This window comes from Pseudomonas sp. Tri1 (genome assembly GCF_017968885.1).
In the GTDB taxonomy this organism is placed as follows: domain Bacteria; phylum Pseudomonadota; class Gammaproteobacteria; order Pseudomonadales; family Pseudomonadaceae; genus Aquipseudomonas.
This window is the reverse complement of record NZ_CP072913.1, coordinates 6,194,705-6,217,402: the sequence shown is the minus strand read 5'-3', so window position 1 is coordinate 6,217,402 and position 22,698 is coordinate 6,194,705. Positions and strand designations below refer to the sequence as shown.

Below are 22,698 nucleotides of genomic sequence, written 5' to 3'. Positions count from 1 at the left end.
CACAGAACCCTTGTGGGAGCGAGCTTGTTCGCGATTTGGTTTTATCAGCCGCTATGGGTCTGCTGATATTGCGTCAACGCCGGCAACAGCTGCTCATTGATCGCCTGGCGCACGGCCGGCAGGACGGTGGCGCCGCTGGTATACATGTCCTTGACCATCTTGCGCAGTTCATTGGCGCGGGCCCTGTCCAGTCCACGTACCGCGCACTCGCACGCTTGTTCGGCGGTGGAGCCGCTGGGTATTTGCAGTCCCAGGGCCTTGAGCTGGCCCAGCAGGTCTTCCTGGTCGATCAAATCGGCGTGCATCATGACGCTTTTCCTTATTCAGGGATTGGGGTCGTGACTCGATTCTGGTAGCCGCCCGAAGCGGCGGCAAGGGCAAATGGTCGCTATGTCATGAATGACTATGGAGGCGTCGTTTTCGGCTAACTTGCACGGGTCTGGACTGGGCACACTGATCCCAAGCTGAATCACGATGGTTTGGTCACCCTCGCGCGACAGCTCCTCCAGTAACGCAACCTGCCCCGATCCTGTCACGGCTTGATCGGGGATTTTTTTGCCTGGGTGAATCCGGTGGCGATGGGGTGTTGGGCAGACCGCTATCGCGAGCAAGCTCGCTCCCACAGGTTTTGTGAACGACACAGAACCACTGTGGGAGCGAGCTTGCTCGCGATGAACGATGACGCGGTCTAACGCTGTAACACCAGAATTCGCGACAACAACTCATCCCGATCCACATAGCATCCCTGGAAATGCCGGGCCCCGGTGGCCGGGTCGAAGGCATTGCGGGCGTGGAGGGTGCGGCGGTTGTCGAAGCACCAGAGTTGGCCGGGTTCGAGTCGCTGCATCAGGCGCAACTGTGGCTCGCGGGTCAAGGCGATGAAGCGCCGGTAGGCGCGGTAAAGCCTGGGCATCTGCTCGACCGAGGTGTCGAATGGCCCGCGCAGAAAGTTTGCCAGGCGAATTTCCGCGACCTGTCCCAGGGCATCCAGGGCGATGATCGGCGCCAGGCAGCGGTAATCGCTGTGGCGGTCCTTGTTGCGAAATTCCACCGGGATTTCACACAGCGCGGCAAAGGCCTCGGGATCTTCCTGGCGCAGCGCTTCGGCGATGGCGAAGCCGTCGACAAAAATGCTCTCGCCACCGTCGGCGTCGTTCACCAGGCAATGCAGGAACTGCAGCCCCGGTTGCAGCTCCCGAGTCGGCAAGTCGGTGTGCAACGGCAAGTTGAACGCGGTGTAGGCGTTGCTATCGGCATCGGCTTTGGATTGCACGTTGAACAGCACGCCAAAGTTGCTCTCGCGAATGAAGGAAATGCGCTGGGCAATCTGTTTCAGCGAGCCCGGCTCGGTGGGAACGCCGCGCACCTGGGTCAAGCCGATGTCGCGTACCGCCAGCAGCCATTGCAGCAGCGCATCGGCATCGTCCATCAGCGCCTGGTAATCGAACACCGGTAATTGCAGATCGTGGCGCCATAGTTGGCTTTTGGGCTTGTTCGCCAAGCGTTCGGCCCGGGATTGGTCGTCGTAGGCATGGGCGCGCAACCAGCCCGGGTCGAAACGACTGTTGTGGCCGTCCTGCCAATCCACGCACAGGCAGCCTTCTTCGTCGAGGTAGGTTGCGCGAGGCGCCAGGTCTTCAGGTACGTCGATGATTTCCAGCACTTGTTCGCGGGTGACGGTGTAGACGCACTGCGGGCAAGGGCAGTTGTCCCGCAGCCACGGGTGATGAAAGGGGCTGATTCGACCATCGGCCCAGGTCACTTGCAATCGGTCGGCCAGGGACGTTACAGCACTCAGCGCGCAGACCAGGGGATAACGGCGGAAATCGGCAAAAGCGGCGGCGGTGTTCATGGCGGTCTCCTGTTCGAGGCTATCGGGCGGGCGGCAGTGCGATGACCCGGCCGATGTACGCGGGAGGTGGCAGGTCCGATTGTTGGTCGAGCAGGGCTTTGAGACGGTCCAGCGTCGGTTCCGTGAAGGGCGCCGAGCGCGGTCCGGCCAGGTCGACGTGCAGCAGCATTTGCTCATTGCCGGCCAGCTCTTTGTCGCCGCCGGCCAGGTGCAGGCTGTGGTAGAGGTGCAGGCGCTTGGCGTCGTGGCCGATGATTTGCGTGCGCACCTGCACCTCGGCATCGAGTTTCACTTCGTGCAGGTAATTGAGGTGCAGTTCCAGGGTGAACAGCGAGTGGCCACTGGCCTCGCGGTTCTGGCTGTCCATGCCGAGGCTGTCCATCAGCGCGTCGGTGGCGTAGCTGAAAATCAGCAGATAGAAGGCATCGCGCAGGTGGCCGTTGTAATCGACCCATTCCGGGAGGATGCGGGTTTGGTAGGTGGTGAGGGTGGGCATGGTTGTCTCCGAGCATGATCGCTCCCACGCTCTGCGTGGGAACGTCTCTTGTGACGCTCTGCGTCACGCTTCTTTCGGAACGCGGGGCGTCCCAGGCTGCATTCCCACGCAGAGCGTGGGAATGATCAGTTACTCGGTGAAGGCCATGCCATGCTTGGCCTTGGTGGTTTTCACCGCCTCCAGTACCGCCAGCAGGCAATCATCACGATAGCGCTCCAGGGCCGAAATGCTGTGGCTGCCCAGTTGCGCGCTGGTCCCGTCCACCACATCGTCGATCAGCTTTTCCGTCAGTTCCGGTGCCGGCAGGTAAGTCCACGGCAACTGCAATGCCGGGCCGAACTGGGCCATGAAATGGCGCATTCCGGCATCGCCGCCGGCCAGGGTGTAGGTCAGGAACGTGCCCATGAACGACCAGCGCAACCCGGCACCGAAACGGATCGCGTCATCGATTTCCCCGGTGGTGGCCACACCGTCGTTGACCAGGTGCAGGGCTTCGCGCCACAGCGCTTCGAGCAGGCGGTCGGCGATGAAACCGGGTACTTCCTTACGCACATGCAGTGGCCGCATGCCGAGGGATTCATACACCTGCATCGCCGCCTGTACCGCTTCGGGTGCAGTGTTTTTGCCGCCGACCACTTCTACCAGTGGCAACAGGTAGACCGGGTTGAACGGGTGCCCGACCACGCAGCGTTCCGGGTGGGTGGAGCCTTCGTAGAATTCACTTGGCAGCAGCCCCGAAGTGCTGGAGCCGATCAGCGCGTTCGGCTTGGCGGCGGCACTGATCCGAGCGTGCAGTTCGAGTTTCAATTCCAGGCGTTCGGGAGCGCTTTCCTGGATGAAGTCGGCGTCGCGCACGCATTCTTCGATGGTCGCGACAAAGCGCAGCCGATCTTGCGAGGCACCGGGCGCCAGGCCCTGTTTTTCCAGCGCGCCCCAGGCGTTGGCGACGCGTTTGCGCAGCGCCGCTTCGGCACCGGGGGCCGGGTCCCAGGCGACGACGTCCAGGCCGTGGGCCAGGGCGCGGCTGACCCAGCCGCTGCCGATCACACCGCTGCCCAGGGCGGCGAAGGTTTTGATGTCGGTGATGAAACTCATGGGTGATTTCCTGAAAAGAGATCGCTGATCACTTGTGGGAGCAAGGCTCGCCCGCGATGGCGGCGTTGCATTCAACGTTGATGTCGACTGACACACCGTCATCGCGGGCAAGCCTTACTCCCACAGGCCTTTTTCCAAAAGGAGGAGGTGTCGGCTTAGCCGCGTTGGGTCAAGCCCATCTTCTTGCGTCCCTCAGCCGGCGTGAGCACGCGCGCCCCGAGGCGGCTGAGGATTTCGCCGGCGCGCTCCACCAGTTGGCCGTTGGTGGCGAGTACGCCTTTGTCCAGCCAGAGGTTGTCTTCCAGTCCGACCCGCACGTTACCGCCCAGCAGTACGGCCTGGGCCGCCATCGGCATTTGCATGCGGCCGATGCCGAAGCCGGCCCACACGGCGTCTGCCGGCAGGTTGTCGACCATGGCTTTCATGGTGGTGGTGTCGGCCGGCGCCCCCCACGGGATGCCCAGGCAGAGCTGGAACAGCGGGTTGTCCAGCAGGCCTTCCTTGATCAGTTGCTTGGCGAACCACAGGTGGCCGGTGTCGAAGATTTCCAGCTCGGCCTTGACCCCCAGCTCGGTGATGCGTTTGGCTCCGGCCCGCAGTTGCGCTGGGGTGGAGACGTAAATGGTGTCACCGTCGCCGAAGTTCAGGGTGCCGCAATCCAGGGTGCAGATTTCCGGCAACAGCTCCTCGACGTGGGCCAGGCGGGTCAGTGGGCCCACCAGGTCGGTGTTGGGACCGAACTCCATCGGCCGCTCACCTGCGCCGATTTCCAGGTCGCCGCCCATGCCGGCGGTGAGGTTGACGATGATGTCGACGTCCGCTTCACGGATGCGCTCCATCACTTCACGGTACAGCGCCACGTCACGGCTGAACTTGCCGGTCTGTGGGTCGCGAACGTGGCAGTGGACCACCGTGGCCCCGGCCTTCGCCGCCTCGACGGCGGCGGCAGCGATCTGTTTCGGGGTGACCGGTACGTGAGGGCTCTTGGCGGTCGTGTCGCCAGCACCGGTGAGTGCGCAGGTGATGATGACGTCGTGGTTCATGATGCGGATTCCTTCAGGCGTGGTAAGTCACTGCGCAGCCGCTTGGTGCTGCGCAGATGGATAGCGGTTATTCAGTTGCTGGTCAGTTTCAGGTTGTCGGCAGCGGGCTTGCCGTCGAAGGTGGTCACGCCTTCGAGCCAGCGTTGCTTGTCTTGCGGGTGATCCTTGAGCCATTGCCGGGCCGATTCGAGCGGATCCTTGTGGTCCAGCAGCGGCTGCATCATCCGGCTCTCATCCTCGGCAGTGAATGTCAGGTTGCTCAGCAAGCGTCCGACGTTCGGGCATTGCTGGGCGTAGTCCGGCGCGGTGACGGTCCACACGGTGGCCATGCCTTCGTTCGGGCCGAGGGCGTCGTCGCTGCCGGTGAGGTAGGTCATTTGCACGTTGACGTTCATCGGGTGCGGCGCCCAGCCAAAGAACACCACGGCTTCCTTGCGTCGTACGGCGCGATCCACGGCGGCGAGCATGCCGGCTTCGCTGGACTCGACCAATTGGAATTTGCCCAGGCCGAACTGGTTCTTGGTGATCATGGCCTTGATCTGGGTATTGGCGCCGGAGCCCGGTTCGATGCCGTAGATCTTGCCGCCCAGCTCCTTCTCGAACTTGGCGATGTCGGCGAAGGTTTTCAGGCCCTTGTCGGCCAGATACGTCGGCACGGCCAGGGTCGCGCGGGCGTCCTTGAGGCTGGGTTGCTCCAGCACCTTGACCTGCTTGGCCTCGACGAACGGGGTGATGGTCTGAGTCATCAGCGGGTTCCAGTAGCCCAGGAACAGGTCCAGGCGCTGGTCGCGGATGCCGGCGAAGATGATTTGCTGGGAGGCGCTGGTTTGCTTGGTCTTGTAGCCGAGGCCGTCGAGCATCACCTGGGTCAGGGCGCTGGTGGCGATGACGTCGGTCCAATTGACCACGCCCAGGCGCACGTTCTGGCACGCGGCGGGCTCGGCCGCCATGGCGGCGCCATTGAGGATGGTGGTACCGCAAAGTGCAAGAACGCAGGAGCTGATCAGTCGTTTCATGTCGGGTTCCTCGGCAGCTTATTGTTATGGGGCCCGGCATCTGCGCGCCGGTGATGCCAAGTTACGCAGCCCCACGCCCGGCAAAACGCACAGCGGCGACGTGCACTTGCACTGCGGCGACCTGGTGTCCTGTTTCACGAATAGGGGGCTCCAGCGCTTGAACAGCCCTTGCAACTGGCGTATCAAGATCCGCACGCTACCCGCCAACCGAGTGCGCGCCATGTCCCAGGATTTCTATTTCTTGCTGATGCCGGGTTTCTCGGCCATCGGTTTCATTTCGGCCATCGAGCCGTTGCGGGTCGCCAATCGTTTTCGGGGCGAGCTGTATCGCTGGCATGTGTTGAGTGTCGATGGTGGAGCGGTGCTGGCGAGCAATGGCATGTCGGTCAACGCCGATGCCGCGCTGGAGCCGCTGAAGAAGGGCGCGACCCTTTGGGTGGTGGCCGGGTTCGAACCGCTCAAGTTCGTGACGCCGGCGTTGGAGCGCTGGCTGCATCGGCTGGACAGCGAAGGCGTGACCCTGGGCGGCATCGACACCGGTAGCGTGGTCCTGGCCGAGGCGGGCCTGCTGGAAGGGCATCGCGTGACCCTGCACTGGGAAGCGATCGAGGCGTTCAAGGAGTCTTATCCACAGCTCAGCGTGACCCAGGAACTGTTCGAAATCGACCGTCGTCGCATCACCTGCGCCGGCGGTACCGCTTCCATCGATCTGATGCTGGATCTGATCGGCCAGGCCCACGGCGCCGAGTTGGCGATTCAGGTCAGCGAACAGTTCGTACTCGGGCGCATCCGCCCGCGCAAAGACCACCAGCGCATGGAGATCGCCAGCCGCTACGGCATTCGCAACAAGAAGCTGGTGCACGTCATCGGTGAGATGGAGACCCATAGCGAACCGCCCTTGAGCACCCTTGAACTGGCCGAGTCCATTGGCGTTACCCGCCGCCAGCTCGAGCGCCTGTTCCGCCTGCACCTGAACGACACCCCGAGCAACTTCTACCTGCGCTTGCGCCTGGAAAAGGCCCGGCAATTGCTGCGCCAGACCGACATGAGCGTGCTGGAAGTGAGCATTGCCTGCGGTTTTGAATCACCGTCGTACTTCACTCGCAGCTACCGGGCACGGTTTGCCCGCTGTCCGCGGGAGGATCGGCGGCGCCAGGGGGATGGGCGGGAGCTGGTTTGACAGGCTTTTATACCCAATTATACTCGCGACTATAAATTATACCTGTCGCCATAATTGAGTATAAAACCATGTCCAAGCACCAAGGTTTTGTCTTCCGGCGCCCCGATCTGGCCCGCAATATTGTCGATGGGCTGGTGGGCGCCGGGATTCAGGATTACACCTCAGGCCTGTTCCTGGCCGCTCCGAGACGTACCGGGAAAAGTACGTTCCTGCGCGAAGACTTGATTCCCGAATGTGAAAGCCGTGGCTGGCTCGCGGTTTACGTCGACCTGTGGGCCAACAAGGAAAAAGATCCCGCCGAGTTGATCGCCTCGGCCATCGCCGCGGCATTGGTACCTTATGAAAAGGGCATCCGCAAGCTTGCCAAGTCCATGGGGATCGACAAACTCAGCTTCTTGCGCACGCTGTCATGGGATTTCAGCGTGCCGCAATTGCCCGAAGGGGCGACGCTGACCCAAGCGCTGGAGTTGTTGCACAGCGCTGCCGCTAAAACCGTGGTGCTGGTGATCGACGAAGCCCAGCATGCGTTGACCACTGAGGCCGGGGTCAACGCAATGTTCGCCCTCAAGGCCGCCCGCGATCAGCTCAACCAGGGGCGGGAAGACGCTACCAGCGGCCTGCGCCTGGTGTTTACCGGCTCCAACCGAGACAAACTCGCGCACTTGGTGCTCAGCCGCAACCAGCCTTTCTATGGATCCAGCATCACGCCGTTCCCCTTGCTGGGCAAAGAGTTCACCAAGGCTTATGCCACTCATTTGAACGCGCATCTGGCCCAAACCAACCAGTTCAATGCCGATGACCTCGACCAGGCATTCGAGCTGGTAGGGCGCCGCCCTGAAATGTTGCGCAGCGTCATCGGCGAAATTGCCTTGGAGCTGGGTGAGGCGAGCCACCTGGGCGAATTGCTGCGTAACAGCGCCGAGATGTTGCGCGCCGGCGTCTGGACTGAGTTTGAAAGCGCCTGGAATGCCCTGACGGTGCCACAACGGGCAGTGTTGCAGGTCATGGCCGAACGCTCGCAAAACAACGAACCTTTTGCGCCCTTCACGGATTCAACGCTGGAAGCTGTGGGCAAAGTGCTCAAAACCATGGGAAGCGAGGTCGTGCCCGGCACCCAGACCATCCAATCCTGCATCGACGCTTTGCGTGACAAGGAACTGGTGTGGAAATCCAATCGGGGTGGTTATGCGCTGGAGGACAAGGCGTTTGCGGATTGGTTGAAGGGCTATCGCAAGCGGCATGGCTAATCCTGCCCGGCAAACTGCCACGCAAAGAACCTGTGGCAAGGGGATAAATCCCCTCGCCACAGCGGCGGTGTCTGGTTGGGCATCGGTAGAAAGTCTATTTCTTCACCAACGCCGAACACGCCGCCTTATAAGCCTCATGCTGATACTTGTTCAGCGTCGCCGGCAGGGCGAAGTCATGCTTTTTGCTCTGCGCATTGATGGTCTGCGGCGACAGTAGTGTCACCTCGCAACCTTCCAGCAACTGGAACACTCCTTCGATCTTGAACGTCGTCGGCCCTCCGGCGAACTCACCTTTCTTGCTGCGCTTCTTGATGGCGATGCGTTCGATACCGTTATCCACCACGAACGCCCGCACCTGAGCGGCGAAGGCCTTGACGTTGGCGGCTTCGTCATCGTCGTCCAGGGCGATTTTCTTGGTGTTGAGGGCGATATGGGTCAGCGTCTGTTGATCCAGCGAGGCAACGGCGATGATCGCTTCGCTGCCTTTGATTTCGATGCCGCAGGTTTTCATGGGAGTCCTTTTACCAGGTGGTGAGGTGCAGCCTACAGCTCCAGCTGATCGGGATGGATACCAAAGGCCGCGGCAATTTTTTCGCGTGTCGCCCGGCGAGGTCTGGCGACTGATTCCTGCTGCGCAAACGCCGGTTGAGAGATGCCCAGGCGTCTGGCGACCTCATCCTGGGTCAGGCTCAGATGTTCGCGCCAGGCGCGGATGGGCGTGGCGCCGTCGACGATACGGCTGACCACTTCATGGGGAATCAGATCGGGTTCCAGCTTCTGCGCAACGTATTGTGCATAGGGGACGACCACAATTGCTCCGTGGATAACCCCTTACTCCTGCCCAATCGACTCCAAAAACTCCGACCGATCATCGCTCACCTGGGCCATGCAGTCGTTTTCGGCGATTTTGTACGCTTCGCTGCCGGGTTTGGCTGGAAAGGCGGCGATGGCGCAGTCGGCGTCGCGCTGTTTTTGCCACAGCTGTTGGGCGGCCTTGATCTTGGCGGTGATGTCGCTGAGCTGGGCCTTGTCGCTGGCGTAGCGGGTTTGCAGACGCTCAAAGAGGCCCTGCAGGTTTTCATTGAGCAGTTGTTCGGCGGCGGTCTTGCCGTAGGCCGAACAGGCCAGGGTCTGGACGTCGTTTTCCACGGCGTCGCAGGGGTTTGGTTCGGTGTCTTCGGTCGCGTGTGCGACGGTGCTGATCAGTGCCAAAGCCAGAAAGATTGATTTCATTGCGTCGCCGCTCGAGTCCAGTGAAAGCCAGTGATGCAGCGGATTCTGGCGTAAGCCTCGGGTAAAGAACAGACGGGCAGGGTGGGTCGGTCATAGCCCTTTGTCGCAGATTGACGCTTTCGGCAATTCCCCTGTCGTTTTTGCACCCGGTCGCCACGGCCCTCAGGCATATGCTGGCCCCAAAGCGCCGGCACACGATTCGGCGCATGAATCGCTGACAAAAGGGGACTGCCTGATGAGCCCAGCCGAATTGCACGCCGACAGCATCGTTATCGACGGGCTGATCATTGCCAAGTGGAACCGCGACCTGTTCGAAGACATGCGCAAGGGCGGCCTGACCGCGGCCAACTGCACCGTGTCGGTGTGGGAAGGTTTCCAGGCCACCATCAACAACATCGTCGCCAGCCAGAAACTGATCCGCGAGAACAGCGACCTGGTGATCCCGGTGAAAACCACCGCCGACATCCGTCGCGCCAAGGAGCAAGGCAAGACCGGCATCATCTTCGGTTTCCAGAACGCACACGCTTTCGAAGACCAGCTCGGCTACGTCGAGATCTTCAAGCAGCTGGGCGTGGGTGTGGTGCAGATGTGCTACAACACCCAGAACCTGGTCGGCACTGGCTGCTACGAGCGTGACGGCGGCCTGTCGGGCTTCGGTCGCGAAATCGTCGCCGAGATGAACCGGGTCGGCATCATGTGTGACCTGTCCCACGTCGGTTCCAAGACTTCCGAGGAAGTCATCCTCGAATCGAAGAAGCCAGTGTGCTATTCCCACTGCCTGCCGTCCGGCCTGAAAGAGCACCCGCGCAACAAGTCCGATGAAGAACTGAAGTTCATCGCCGACCACGGCGGCTTCGTTGGCGTAACCATGTTCGCGCCGTTCCTGGCCAAAGGCATCGATTCGACCATCGACGACTACGCCGAAGCCATCGAATACACCATGAACATCGTCGGCGAAGACGCCATCGGCATCGGCACCGACTTCACTCAGGGCCATGGCCAGGACTTCTTCGAAATGCTGACCCACGACAAGGGCTACGCCCGTCGTCTGACCAGCTTCGGCAAGATCATCAACCCGCTGGGTATCCGTACCGTGGGCGAGTTCCCGAACCTCACCGAGACGCTGCTCAAGCGCGGCCATCCTGAGCGGGTGGTACGCAAGATCATGGGCGAGAACTGGGTCAACGTCCTGAAGGACGTCTGGGGCGAATAACCGCCACCGCACCGCCGAATCCTTTACCTGCGGCCCTCAGCGCCGCAGGCACACCACGCATTTCCGGAGTCAAGTTTTCATGGCCAAAATCGCCCCCCAACTGCCTATCGAAGTCGACAGTGAAACCGGTGTCTGGACCTCCGACGCCCTGCCGATGCTCTACGTGCCGCGTCACTTCTTCGTCAATAACCACATGGGCATCGAAGAAGTGCTGGGTGCCGAAGCCTACGCCGAGATTCTCTACAAGGCCGGCTACAAGTCCGCCTGGCATTGGTGTGAAAAAGAAGCCGAATGCCACGGCCTGGAAGGCGTCGCGGTATTCGAGCACTACATGAAGCGCTTGTCCCAGCGTGGTTGGGGCCTGTTCAAGATCCAGGACATCGACCTCGACAAAGGCACCGCTAGCGTCAAGCTCGAACACTCGGCGTTCGTCTATGTGTACGGCAAGGTCGGACGCAAGGTCGACTACATGTTCACCGGCTGGTTCGCCGGCGCCATGGACCAGATCCTCGCCGCCCGTGGCAGTTCGATCCGCACCGTGGCCGAGCAGGTCTACGGCGGTTCCGAAGAAGGCCACGACGACGGCCTGTTCATCGTCAAGCCGTTGTAAGTCGAGGATCGCACCATGGCCTTTGAAGCAATGTTCCAGCCGATCCAGATCGGCAAACTGACCATCCGCAACCGCGTGCTCAGCACCGCCCACGCCGAGGTCTACGCCACCGACGGCGGCATGACCACCGATCGGTACGTGAAGTATTACGAAGAGAAGGCCAAGGGCGGTATCGGCCTGGCGATCTGCGGGGGCTCCTCGGTGGTTGCCATCGACAGCCCGCAGGAATGGTGGAGTTCGGTGAACCTGTCCACCGACCGCATCATCCCGCATTTCCAGAACCTGGCCGACGCCATGCACAAGCATGGCGCCAAGATCATGATCCAGATTACCCACATGGGCCGGCGCTCGCGCTGGGACGGTTTCAACTGGCCGACCCTGATGTCGCCGTCCGGCGTACGTGAGCCGGTGCACCGCGCCACCTGCAAGACCATTGAGCCGGAAGAAATCTGGCGGGTGATCGGCAACTACGCCAGCGCCGCCAAGCGCGCCAAGGCCGGTGGCCTGGACGGCGTCGAGCTGTCGGCCGTGCACCAGCACATGATCGACCAGTTCTGGAGCCCACGGGTCAACAAGCGTACCGACGAATGGGGCGGCACTTTCGAAGGCCGGATGAAGTTCGGCCTGGAAGTGTTGAAAGCCGTGCGCGCCGAGGTCGGTGACGACTTCTGCGTGGGCATGCGTATCTGCGGTGACGAATTCCACCCGGACGGTCTGTCCCATGAGGACATGAAGCAAATCGCCAAGTACTACGATGACACCGGCATGCTGGACTTCATCGGCGTGGTGGGCTCGGGCTGCGACACCCACAACACCCTGGCCAACGTCATCCCGAACATGAGTTATCCACCGGAGCCGTTCCTGCACCTGGCCGCCGGTATCAAGGAAGTGGTCAAGGTCCCGGTGCTGCACGCACAGAACATCAAGGACCCGAACCAGGCCACGCGGATTCTGGAGGGCGGTTACGTCGACATGGTCGGCATGACCCGCGCCCATATCGCCGACCCGCACCTGATCGCCAAGATCAAGATGGGCCAGATCGATCAGATCAAGCAATGCGTCGGTGCCAACTACTGCATCGACCGTCAGTACCAGGGCCTGGATGTGCTGTGTATCCAGAACGCCGCGACCTCCCGTGAATACATGGGCGTGCCGCACATCATCGAGAAGTCCACCGGGCCGAAACGCAAGGTGGTGGTGGTCGGTGCCGGCCCGGCCGGGATGGAAGCGGCGCGTGTCGCCGCCGAGCGCGGGCATGACGTGACCCTGTTCGAGAAGAAGGAATTCATCGGTGGACAGATCACCACCGCTTCGAAAGCCCCGCAACGGGACCAGATCGCCGGTATCACCCGCTGGTTCCAACTGGAACTGGCGCGGCTGAAAGTCGACTTGCGCCTGGGCGTGGCGGCTGATGCGGCGACCATCATGGACTTGCGTCCGGACGTGGTGGTGCTGGCCGTCGGCGGGCATCCGAACCTGGAGCAGAACGAGCATTGGGGCGCCGCCGAAGGGTTGGTGGTCAGCAGCTGGGACGTGCTCGACGGCAAGGTTGCACCGGGCAAGAACGTGCTGGTCTACGACACCATTTGCGAATTCACCGGCATGTCGGTGGCCGACTTCCTCGCCGACAAGGGCAGCCAGGTCGAGATCGTCACCGACGACATCAAGCCGGGCGTGGCGATTGGCGGGACGTCGTTCCCTACCTACTACCGCAGCATGTACCCCAAGGAAGTGATCATGACCGGGGACATGATGCTGGAGAAGGTCTACCGCGAAGGCGACAAGCTGGTGGCGGTGCTGGAGAACGAATACACCGGTGCCAAGGAAGAGCGCGTGGTGGACCAGGTGGTGGTGGAAAACGGCGTGCGGCCGGACGAGGAAATCTACTACGCGCTCAAGGAAGGTTCGCGCAACAAGGGCCAGATCGACGTCGAAGCCCTGTTCGCGATCAAGCCGCAACCGTGCCTGGAGCAGAGCGGCGAGGGCTACCTGCTGTTCCGCATCGGCGACTGTGTGGCCCAGCGTAATACCCACGCCGCCATCTACGACGCTTTGCGGCTGTGCAAGGATTTCTAACGGCTTGCACATGATCCTGTGGGAGCGAGCTTGCTCGCGAAAGCGGTGGGTCAGTCAATGCAAATGGGACTGACAGAATGCAATCGCGAGCAAGCTCGCTCCCACAGGCACCGAGTAAGGCATCTCGACCTGCAAGACCCTGAGGTCTTTGGGAGCAACACCTATGTTGAACACCCTTCTCCCCATCCTGCTGTTCGCTGCCCTGGGCCTCGCGGTCCTTGGCGCCTTGCGGCGGGTGAACATGTGGCGCCGGGGCCGACCGTCCAAGGTCGACCTGATCGGCGGTCTCTTCGCCATGCCCAAGCGCTACATGGTGGACTTGCACCACGTAGTGGCGCGGGACAAATACATCGCCAACACCCACGTCGCCACGGCGGGCGGCTTTGTGCTGGCGGCGGTACTGGCGATTCTGGTGCACGGCTTCGGCCTGCAAAGCCGCATCCTTGGCTATGCCTTGCTGTTCGCCACGCTGCTGATGTTCAGCGGCGCGATTTTCGTCGCCCTGCGCCGGCGCAACCCGCCGTCACGGCTGTCGAAAGGCCCATGGATGCGCCTGCCGAAAAGCCTGTTCGCATTTTCCATCAGCTTCTTCCTGGTGACCTTGCCGGTGGCCGGGATCCTGCCAGCGGACTTCGGTGGCTGGGTGTTGGTGGTATTGCTGGGCCTGGGCGTGCTTTGGGGCGTGTCGGAGATGTTCTTCGGCATGACCTGGGGCGGGCCGATGAAACACGCCTTCGCCGGTGCGCTACACCTGGCCTGGCACCGTCGTGCCGAGCGCTTTGGCGGTGGCCGTTCCACCGGCCTCAAGCCGCTGGACCTGAGCGACCCCGCTGCGCCGCTGGGCGTCGAGAAACCCAAGGATTTCACTTGGAATCAATTGCTCGGTTTCGATGCCTGCGTGCAATGCGGCAAGTGCGAAGCCGCCTGCCCGGCCTTTGCCGCCGGTCAGCCGCTGAACCCGAAGAAACTCATCCAGGACATGGTCGTCGGCCTGGCCGGCGGCACCGATGCGAAATTCGCCGGTAGCCCGTACCCCGGTAAACCGGTGGGCGAACACGCTGGTAATCCCCATCAGCCAATCGTCAACGGCCTGGTGGACGCCGAGACACTATGGTCGTGCACCACTTGCCGGGCCTGTGTCGAGGAATGCCCGATGATGATCGAGCACGTCGATGCCATCGTCGACATGCGCAGGCACCTGACCCTGGAAAAGGGCGCCACGCCGAACAAGGGCGCCGAGGTCCTGGAAAACCTCATCGCCACCGACAACCCGGGTGGTTTCGCCCCGGGTGGGCGGATGAACTGGGCGGCGGACCTGAACCTCAATCTGCTCAGCGAGAAGAAGTCTACCGACGTGCTGTTCTGGGTTGGCGACGGTGCTTTCGACATGCGCAACCAACGCACCCTGCGTGCCTTCGTCAAAGTGCTCAAGGCCGCAAAAGTCGACTTCGCCGTGCTCGGTCTCGAAGAGCGCGACAGCGGCGATGTGGCCCGGCGCCTGGGCGATGAAGCGACCTTCCAGCTGTTGGCCAAACGCAACATCCAGACCCTGGCCAAGTACAGTTTCAATCGCATCGTCACCTGCGACCCCCATAGCTTCCACGTGCTGAAAAACGAATACGGCGCTTTCGATGGCAACTACCTGGTGCAGCACCACAGCACCTACCTGGCGGAGATCATCGACGCTGGTGCCCTCAGCCTCGGCCAGCACAAGGGCGACAGCGTGACCTATCACGACCCGTGCTACCTGGGCCGCTACAACGGCGAATACGAGGCGCCACGCCAAGTGCTGCGTGCGCTGGGTATCGAGGTCAAGGAAATGCAGCGTTCCGGTTTCCGCTCGCGTTGCTGCGGCGGTGGCGGCGGTGCGCCGATCACCGACATCCCGGGCAAGCAGCGGATTCCCGACATGCGCATGGAAGACATCCGCGAAACCGGCGCCGAGCTGGTGGCCGTGGGTTGTCCACAATGCACCGCGATGCTCGAAGGCGTGGTCGAGCCACGACCGATGATCAAGGACATCGCCGAACTGGTGGCCGACGCCCTGCTCGAAGACGCGCCACCGAGCAAGCCCGTGACCCCGGCCAAACGTGAACCTGCGGAGGTGCATTAATGAGCGACATCATCCGCCGCGACCCTCGCGCCGAGTGGATCGCCCGCAACCGCCTGCACCCGCTGCACGCAGCCATGCAGCCGGTGCAACACAGCTGGATGGGGCCCAACGGCGTCATCCGCAAGAATGTCCACGGTGTGGGTTTCATCGGCCCCAACGGCATCAAACGCATCGACCGCAGCGGTGCCCAGCAGGGTGGCGCGAGCAAGCGTACCGCCGCCGCAGAGGTGCAACTGCCACTGCATCAAGTGCCACAACCAGCGTTCTACATCAGTGTGGTGCCGGACATGGTTGGTGGCCGCCTCAGCAGTCACGACCGCGATCTGCTAGGCCTGGCCCATCAATTGGCCGGTGCCGACGGTGCGGTCCTGGCAGTGGTCTTCGGTGAGCACAAGGAAAACGCTTTCGCCACCGCCGGTGTCGACCGCTTGCTGGTATTGGCGGGCGAGCAATTCAGCGGTTATGCGCCGGAACAACGGGTGCAGGGCCTGCGGGCTGTGGATAACCAATTCAATCCACGCCATTGGCTGCTGCCCGACAGCCGCACCGGTGGCGGTGAGCTGGGCCGGCGTCTGGCTGCGGCTCTGGGCGAACGCCCGGCGACGCGGGTCTGGCAGGTCAAGGGCGAGGAGTGCATTGGCCGTGCCGGTGCCGGCCTGCAAGACCTGGCCCGGCCATTGGCGCGCTTGATCCTGGCGGCGGCCGAATGTGCCGAGCCGGTCAGCGAAACCCGTCACGAAGCCCTGCCGGTGGAGTTATCCACAAGTGTGGCGCGCAGTTTGTCGCGCATTGAGGATCTTGGCGCGGTGGCGGTGGACCCGGGGGCGATCCCGATGGCCGAAGCCGAATTCATTTTCTCCGGCGGTAACGGGGTCAAGGACTGGGATCTTTTCCACAAAACCGCTGCGGCCCTGGGCGCCACCGAAGGCGCCTCGCGGGTGGCGGTGGACGATGGTTTCATGGCCCGCGACCGTCAGGTCGGCGCGTCCGGCACCTGGGTCACGGCGCGGGTCTACGTGGCCGTAGGGATTTCCGGGGCGATCCAGCACCTGCAAGGCATCGGTGCCTGCGACAAGGTGGTGGCGATCAACCTCGACCCGGGCTGCGACATGATCAAACGGGCAGACCTGTCGGTGATCGGCGACAGTGCGGCGATTCTCCAGGCCTTGATCGCGGCGGTAGAGGCTTACCGCAACGAAGCCAAGCGCGATGCGGCTTAAGAAGGACAAGTTGATGAGTACCCAAGTGATCAGCCTCGTATCCATCGGCGCCCACCCCACCTCCGGTCGGCCCCGCCGTGCCGAGCAGGATGCCCGGGCTGTGGAACTGGGCCTGCAACTGGCCGGCAATGACCTGCAAGTGCTGCACGCCGGCGACGTGGCCGAACCGGCCCTGCGCGCCTATTTGGGCATGGGCCTGGACGAACTCCATGTGTTGGAAAACCCTGCGGGCGCCGACGCACTGCCGGCCCTGACCGATTACCTGCGCGACGTTGGCGCCCAAGTGGTGCTCACCGGCAGCCAGGCGGAAACCGGTGAAGGCTCGGGCATGCTCCCATTTCTGTTGGCGGAAAACCTTGGCTGGCCGCTGGTGGTGGGGTTGGCTCAGGTCGAATCCATCGACAACGGCGTGGCCTTGGTGCTGCAAGCCTTGCCCCGTGGCCAACGGCGCCGTCTCAAAGTACGCCTGCCATTCCTGGCCACTGTGGATAACGCCGCACCGAAACCTCGGCAAAGTGCCTACGGCCCGGCGCGGCGCGGCGCCTTGCACGCTGAAGAGGTTGAGGTTGTCGATGACACCTTGTTGGCAGTGGCGACCCTGCAACCGGCCAAGCCACGTCCCAAACGCCTGAAAGTGATCAAGGCCAAGAGCGGCGCGGACCGCATGAAGGCCGCCACGGCCAAGGCCAGCGGTGGAGGCGGGCAAGTGCTCAAGGGCCTGAGCCCGGAGGCGGGCGCCGAGGCGATTCTCAAGTTGCTGGTTGAGGAAGGGGTGGTTCGCTGAGTCCAGAATCACCTTGAATCCCTGTGGGGGCGAGCTTGCTCGCGATAGCGGTCTGTCGGCTGGCGATGATGGCGACTGCTGGTCCGTCATCGCGAGCAAGCTTGCCCCCACAGGGGCATTCAGGTTTATTCACAATCGCTGTGCGCGCCTCTGTGGATAACCTGTTCGGCCCTGTCCGGACACCGCGCCAATCAGGCCTTTCAAGGCCGCGTTCAAAAAATGATCAGTCTGACCTGCTGCAACATCCGGCCATAAAACCGCTGGTCCGGCGTGTTGTCGGGCCTCAGATCTGCGCGTGAAAAAATGCCTTTGATCGCTAACGGAGCTACATCGATGGAAGTTGAATTTCGCCCGGCCTTGCCCACGGATACCCGCGAGATCGCTCGTCTATTCCGGATTTCCTCAGAGGGCGCGTCGGATTACATCTGGAGCCAGTTGGCGGAGCCGGGGCAGGACCTCCTGGAGGTGGGGGCTGCTCGTTACGCCCGAGAAAATGTCGATTTTTCCTACCAGAATTGTCTTGTTGCCCAGGCCGATGGCCGGGTCATCGGCATGATGCACTGTTACGTGACGCGTGAGGATCCGCTGGCGGCTCCCGTCACTGATCCGATCCTGGCGCCCTACGCCGACATGGAGGTCCCCGATACCCTCTATATATCGAGCCTGGCCCTGCATGAAGGCTGGCGTAACAAGGGGCTCGGCGTGCGCTTTCTCGAGCGGGCGCAACAGCGTGCCGATCAACTGGCACTCAATGGCCTGAGCCTGATCGACTATGCCGCGAACACCGGTGCCCGACGCTTTTATGAGCGCCATGGCTTTGGCATCGTCAAAACCTGCCAGGTTGTCCCGCATCCGATGATTCGGGTGACGGGGGAGGCGTATCTGATGCATCGGCCTTAACCGTCACGGCGGGTTGTTCTGAAGCCAAGAGACTCCTGTGGGAGCGAGCTTGCTCGCCATAGCGGTCTGTCAGGTAACGATGAGGGTGACGGCTAGTCGATCATCGCGAGCAAGCTCGCTCCCACAGGGGTTATGCGTTTACCCACATTCCCTGTGTGCGCCTCTGTGGATAACCTGTTCGCCCCTCGCCACACCCCACGCAGATCAGGCCCTCCAAGCGAGCGCTTAAAAAACAACCAGCCTAACCCACGGTTTTTACTGGGTTTTATTTGTGAATAAGCTTGGGCGCAGCCCCATACTTGCCCCCAATCTCTGTTGGCGCTTCTGTGGATAAGATGTTCGCTGTCCTCTACAAGCCATACGGAGCGAGGCTTTCAATGAATTGATCATTAAATGATCAGTTCCTTGTTTTTACCCGATAAATCCCAGCGGAACCCCGATTTATAAGCCGTTAAAGAGGTTTTCCACAGAATCATCAGAATTACCCCCAAACACTGTTGGCGCTTCTGTGGATAAGGTGTTCGCTGTCCTCCACACCCCAGGCCTGGCAAGCCTTTCAGGCATCTGATCAATAATTGACCTGCGCGCCGTAAAAACCGTCATTGTTCATAAGTCACGGTTTTTCTTGGCTTTATCGAAAGAAAAATCCGACGGTCGAGGCACTTGTCCCCATTTGCTGTGGGTGGCCATGTGGATAACTTGTTTGCGAAAGGCTGTAGGCCCCGGCGGGCTTAGTTCAAAACGCGATAGATCAAATTTCATACACTTCTAAGTAGCTGCCTTGACGTGGGTCTGTCACCTGTCTTCACTCATGGCACAAGGACACAACGCGATTTTATCCATATCAGGTTCAGGGAGAACGCATGATGGATAGCCAGCCCCCCCGCACCTATTTGTTTTCTCCTATGACGTGCGTTCCGACGCGTCCCACCTCGCTGCCCAAGCGCCCTCGCCGACGCGCCGTCAACCAGCGTGCGCGGCTATAGCGCCCTGATCAATACCTGAGTTTCCTCCGTAATACCGCTTACTGCCGCTCGCCCCCGAGGGATAGCGGCCAGGCGTTCGTGCGCCTGTCAATTTGCAGGCAACCGCAGAGTTGCCCCATCTGCCTGAGAGGACTTGAACATGACACGAATCTCGACCCCCATCAGCGACATCCAGGAGCATTACGACGTTATCGTCATTGGTTCGGGCTATGGCGGCGGTATTGCCGCCTCACGCCTGTCCCGAGCGGGGCGCAAGGTGTGCCTGCTGGAGCGTGGCCGGGAGATCCAGCCCGGCGAATACCCCAACACCATGCTTGCGGCTACTGAGGAGCTGCAGGTGCATGATCCGGAGGGTCATATCGGTTCGCGCACCGGGCTGTTCGACCTGCACGTCAACGCCCAGCAGAACGTGGTGGTCGGTTGTGGCCTGGGCGGCACTTCGCTGATCAACGCCAACGTTTCGCTGGAGCCGGAACCTGGTGTGTTCGATGATCCGCGCTGGCCGTTGGCGGTGCGTGAACACCGCGATACGTTGCTCAAGGAGGGCTATGCGCGGGCCCGGGAGATGCTCAAGCCCAATCCGTATCCGGATTCGTCGCCGAAGTTGCCCAAGCTCGACGCCCACAAGAAGTCGGCCGATTACCTCAAGCAAGGCGCGCATTTCTACAAGCCGCCGATCAACGTGACCTTCGACAAGCTGCCCAACAACCTCAACCACGTTGGTGTCGAGCAGTTGCCGTGCAACGGCTGTGGTGATTGCGTCTCGGGCTGTAACAACAAGGCCAAGAACACCACGTTGATGAATTACCTGCCAGATGCCTGGAACCACGGTGCGGAAATTTTCTGCCAGGCCGAGGTGCGGCACCTGGAGCGTGACGGTGACGGCTGGATCGTGCACTTCCAGTACCTGGACAGCGGTCGCGAGATGTTCTCGGCGCCGACGTTGTTCGTGCGGGCCGACATCGTGGTGGTGTCCGCCGGAACTCTGGGTTCCACCGAGATCATGTTGCGTTCCCGGGATAAAGGGCTGGCGATGTCCAGCCAATTGGGCGAGAACATGAGTGGCAACGGCGACATTCTCGGCTTCGGCCACAACTGCGACCAGACCATCAACGGTATTGGCTTCGGCGCTCACTCGGCCAAGGAACTGGAGCCAGTGGGGCCCTGCATCACGTCGATCATCGACATGCGCACCGAGGGCGACCGGCGCAGCCGCATGGTCATCGAGGAAGGCTCGATCCCCGGCGCGCTCGGCCGGCCCATGGTGCCGAGCATGGCAGCGTTCGCCGAGATGATCGGCGTGCCCACCGACACCGGTTTCGGGGCCAGCCTCAAATACAAAGGCCGGGAGGCCGAAAGCTTCCTGCGTGGGCCCTATCACGGCGCGCTGCATAACATGCAGACCTACCTGATCATGAGCCATGACAACGGCGAGGGGCGCATGGTGCTCGACAACAAGGACCAATTGCGCATCGACTGGCCCGGCGTCGGCGAACAGGAAAACGTTACCCTCGGCAATGAGCGCCTGCACCAATGCACCAAGGCCCTGGGCGGGATCTGGGTCGAGAACCCGATCTGGACCAAGCTGCTCAAGCACAGCATTGTATCGGTGCACCCACTGGGCGGCTGCGTGATGGGTGAAGACGCGACGCAAGGCGTGGTCAACCACAAAGGCCAGGTGTTCAGCGGCGCCAGCGGTACGGATGTCTACCCCGGCCTGTATGTGTCCGACGGTGCGGTGATCCCGACGTCCCTGGCGGTCAATCCGTTGTTGACCATCTCGGCGGTGAGCGAGCGCAACATGGGGCTGCTGGCGGCTGACCGGGGCTGGATCATCGACTACACGCTGCCTTCGGCCCCGCGCAAACCAGTGGCGGCACCGACCCTCGGCGTGCAGTTCACCGAAACCATGAAGGGCTACTTTTCCACAGCCTTCACCCAGCCCCAGGGCACCGACCTCAAGGTCTATGAAGCGGCGGCCAAGCGCGGCAAGGCCGACAACTCGTCCATCGAGTTCACCCTGACCATTACTGCCGCCGACCTCAATCGCCTGATCAAGGAGCCGGAACACGCCGCGACCCTGGTGGGCACGCTGGATGCGCCACTGCTTTCGCCCAAGCCGCTGGTCGCCAGCAATGGGGTGTTCAACCTGTTCGAGCAATACCAGGAACAGGTCGGCGTGCGGCACATGAACTACGACATGAAACTGACCGCCGAAGACGGCAGCGACTACTACTTCAGCGCCTTCAAGACCGTGCCCGAGGATGACGGCGTGCTGAACATCTGGCCTGACACCAGCACCCTGTATGTCACGCTGTATCGCGGGCCGGACAAGAGCGGTGCGGTGATCGGCTCGGGGGTGATGCACATCCTGCCGGCCGACTTCGCCAAGCAGATGACCACCATGAAAGTGCTCAACGCCCGCAACGAGCGCGAGCGCGTGGAAGCACTGGCGCGGTTCGGCAAGTTCTTCGCCGGGATCTTGTGGGAGAGCTATGGCGGGGTGTTCGCTGGCGATATCTACTTCAACCCCGACGCGCCACCGCGGCTCAAACGGCCGCTGGACGCACCGGCGCCGACCGTGCATTTTTTCCAGACCGAAGACAACGTCGAGCTGCGCCTGACCCGGTACCAGGCGGGCACCAAGGGCCCGGTGATGTTGGTTCACGGCTTGGGCGTGGGGTCGAATATCTTCTCCACCGACACTATCCAGACCAACTTGCTGGAGTACCTGTGCAAGCACGAGTACGACGTCTGGTTGCTGGACCTGCGGGTGAGCATCCTGCTGCCGGCCAGCAAGCATGAATGGAACGGCGACCAGGTGGCCCAGTACGACTTCAAGGCAGCCATCGAGCAGATCCAGCAAGCGACCCTGGCCCGTGACGTGCAGTGCGTGGTGCATTGCTATGGCGCGACGACCTTCTTCATGTCGATGCTGGCGGGGTTGCAAGGGGTACGCTCGGTGGTCTGCTCACAGATCGCCGCCGATACGGTGGTCGCCACGGCGACCGGTTTGAAAGCCGGCCTGCACTTGCCAGGAATGCTCGACGCCATCGGCATCAAATCCCTCACGGCGTACGCCGACACCAAGGAAAACTGGTTCAACAAGCTCTACGACAAGGCTCTCAATGGGTATGCCCGGATCGAGGCCCAGGGCTACTGCACCAACCCGGTCTGCCACCGCATCACGTTCATGTATGCCTCGCTGTATCGCCACGACACCCTCAATGAAACCCTGCACGACAACCTTCATGAATTGTTCGGCGAGTCGAACATGCACACCTTCGAACACCTGGCGCTGATCGTGCGCAAGGGGCACCTGGTGGACTTCAAGGGCAACGACGTCTACATGCCGCATTTCGATCGGCTGAAGTTGCCGATCTGCTTCATCAGCGGCGCCGACAACCAGTGCTACCTGCCGCAAAGCACCCTCAAGACCTACGAGCGACTCTGCGATATGCACGGCCCGCAGTTGTTCAGCCGCCACGAGGTGCCGGGCTACGGCCACATCGACTGCATCTTCGGCAAGGATGCGGTGGTGGATGTGTATCCGCTCATCCTTGAACACCTGGAGAAGACGGCGCTCGGTTGACTCAAGACCGAGTCGACTGCATCGCGAGCAAGCTCGCTCCCA

19 protein-coding genes are annotated in these 22,698 nt (G+C 61.8%); 10 read left to right on the top strand and 9 right to left on the bottom strand.

The genetic code is table 11. The features are described 5' to 3' along the window. Positions 1-44: 44 nt before the first annotated feature. The 6 genes from J9870_RS27145 to J9870_RS27120 form a co-directional block, all read right to left on the bottom strand. Positions 45-308 (bottom strand): hypothetical protein, encoded by a 264-nt coding sequence (locus J9870_RS27145; RefSeq protein ID WP_134926159.1) that lies wholly within the window; start codon positions 306-308, stop codon positions 45-47. A 380-nt stretch (positions 309-688) separates the two neighbouring features. Then, positions 689-1,852: a gamma-butyrobetaine dioxygenase gene (locus J9870_RS27140; RefSeq protein ID WP_210641638.1), complete on the bottom strand. Its 1,164-nt coding sequence runs from the start codon at positions 1,850-1,852 to the stop codon at positions 689-691. Positions 1,853-1,871: 19 nt separating this feature from the next. Next, complete coding sequence (locus J9870_RS27135; RefSeq protein WP_210641636.1) at positions 1,872-2,348, bottom strand: thioesterase family protein; 477 nt, start codon at positions 2,346-2,348, stop codon at positions 1,872-1,874. Positions 2,349-2,477: 129 nt separating this feature from the next. Further along, the gene (locus J9870_RS27130) at positions 2,478-3,443 is read right to left on the bottom strand and encodes an L-carnitine dehydrogenase (RefSeq protein ID WP_210641634.1); all 966 of its coding nucleotides are present in this window, start codon (positions 3,441-3,443) and stop codon (positions 2,478-2,480) included. Between the two features lie 155 nt (positions 3,444-3,598). Continuing rightward, the gene (locus J9870_RS27125) at positions 3,599-4,486 is read right to left on the bottom strand and encodes a 3-keto-5-aminohexanoate cleavage protein (protein ID WP_014340599.1); all 888 of its coding nucleotides are present in this window, start codon (positions 4,484-4,486) and stop codon (positions 3,599-3,601) included. A 71-nt stretch (positions 4,487-4,557) separates the two neighbouring features. Next, complete coding sequence (locus tag J9870_RS27120; RefSeq protein ID WP_210641632.1) at positions 4,558-5,502, bottom strand: choline ABC transporter substrate-binding protein; 945 nt, start codon at positions 5,500-5,502, stop codon at positions 4,558-4,560. Between the two features lie 220 nt (positions 5,503-5,722). On the opposite strand from J9870_RS27120, the gene J9870_RS27115 reads away from it, so the two are divergent. Further along, positions 5,723-6,682, top strand: coding sequence for a GlxA family transcriptional regulator (locus J9870_RS27115; protein WP_210645442.1), 960 nt, complete (start codon positions 5,723-5,725; stop codon positions 6,680-6,682). A gap of 68 nt (positions 6,683-6,750) precedes the next feature. After that, complete coding sequence (locus tag J9870_RS27110; protein WP_210641630.1) at positions 6,751-7,929, top strand: AAA family ATPase; 1,179 nt, start codon at positions 6,751-6,753, stop codon at positions 7,927-7,929. 94 nt (positions 7,930-8,023) lie between these two features. On the opposite strand, the gene J9870_RS27105 is transcribed toward J9870_RS27110, so the two are convergent. Genes J9870_RS27105 through J9870_RS27095 form a run of 3 tightly spaced genes read right to left on the bottom strand, consistent with a single transcriptional unit; the run spans position 8,024 to position 9,162 of the window. Further along, the gene (locus J9870_RS27105; protein WP_210641628.1) at positions 8,024-8,440 is read right to left on the bottom strand and encodes a DUF3010 family protein; all 417 of its coding nucleotides are present in this window, start codon (positions 8,438-8,440) and stop codon (positions 8,024-8,026) included. Positions 8,441-8,472: 32 nt separating this feature from the next. Further along, positions 8,473-8,742 carry a helix-turn-helix transcriptional regulator gene (locus J9870_RS27100; RefSeq protein ID WP_348772634.1) on the bottom strand — a complete coding sequence of 90 codons (270 nt, stop codon included), beginning with the start codon at positions 8,740-8,742 and terminating at the stop codon, positions 8,473-8,475. 18 nt (positions 8,743-8,760) lie between these two features. Then, entirely contained in the window at positions 8,761-9,162 is a 402-nt protein-coding gene (locus tag J9870_RS27095) for a lysozyme inhibitor LprI family protein (protein WP_210641626.1), read from the bottom strand. Between the two features lie 235 nt (positions 9,163-9,397). Between J9870_RS27095 and J9870_RS27090 the strand changes: the two genes are divergently transcribed. The 8 genes from J9870_RS27090 to J9870_RS27055 all read left to right on the top strand — a co-directional run bounded on the left by J9870_RS27090 (position 9,398) and on the right by J9870_RS27055 (position 22,656). Next, on the top strand, positions 9,398-10,375 hold the full coding sequence (locus tag J9870_RS27090; protein WP_030139307.1) for a dipeptidase: 978 nt from the start codon (positions 9,398-9,400) through the stop codon (positions 10,373-10,375). Positions 10,376-10,454: 79 nt separating this feature from the next. Further along, on the top strand, positions 10,455-10,985 hold the full coding sequence (locus J9870_RS27085) for a DUF5943 domain-containing protein (protein WP_053156148.1): 531 nt from the start codon (positions 10,455-10,457) through the stop codon (positions 10,983-10,985). Between the two features lie 15 nt (positions 10,986-11,000). Then, positions 11,001-13,061 carry a dimethylglycine demethylation protein DgcA gene (dgcA, locus tag J9870_RS27080; RefSeq protein ID WP_135847539.1) on the top strand — a complete coding sequence of 687 codons (2,061 nt, stop codon included), beginning with the start codon at positions 11,001-11,003 and terminating at the stop codon, positions 13,059-13,061. A gap of 163 nt (positions 13,062-13,224) precedes the next feature. Continuing rightward, a complete protein-coding gene (gene dgcB / locus J9870_RS27075; protein ID WP_210641624.1) occupies positions 13,225-15,174 on the top strand; it encodes a dimethylglycine demethylation protein DgcB in 1,950 nt (649 codons plus the stop codon). Then, positions 15,174-16,394 (top strand): electron transfer flavoprotein subunit alpha/FixB family protein, encoded by a 1,221-nt coding sequence (locus tag J9870_RS27070; RefSeq protein ID WP_210641622.1) that lies wholly within the window; start codon positions 15,174-15,176, stop codon positions 16,392-16,394. Before dgcB ends, J9870_RS27070 begins: the two co-directional genes overlap by 1 nt. A gap of 13 nt (positions 16,395-16,407) precedes the next feature. Next, positions 16,408-17,178: an electron transfer flavoprotein subunit beta gene (locus J9870_RS27065; protein WP_210641621.1), complete on the top strand. Its 771-nt coding sequence runs from the start codon at positions 16,408-16,410 to the stop codon at positions 17,176-17,178. Positions 17,179-17,511: 333 nt separating this feature from the next. Next, positions 17,512-18,078: a GNAT family N-acetyltransferase gene (locus tag J9870_RS27060; protein ID WP_210641619.1), complete on the top strand. Its 567-nt coding sequence runs from the start codon at positions 17,512-17,514 to the stop codon at positions 18,076-18,078. A 1,125-nt stretch (positions 18,079-19,203) separates the two neighbouring features. Next, positions 19,204-22,656, top strand: a complete 3,453-nt coding sequence (locus J9870_RS27055; RefSeq protein ID WP_210641617.1) for a GMC oxidoreductase — start codon at positions 19,204-19,206, stop codon at positions 22,654-22,656. Positions 22,657-22,698: the final 42 nt, after the last annotated feature.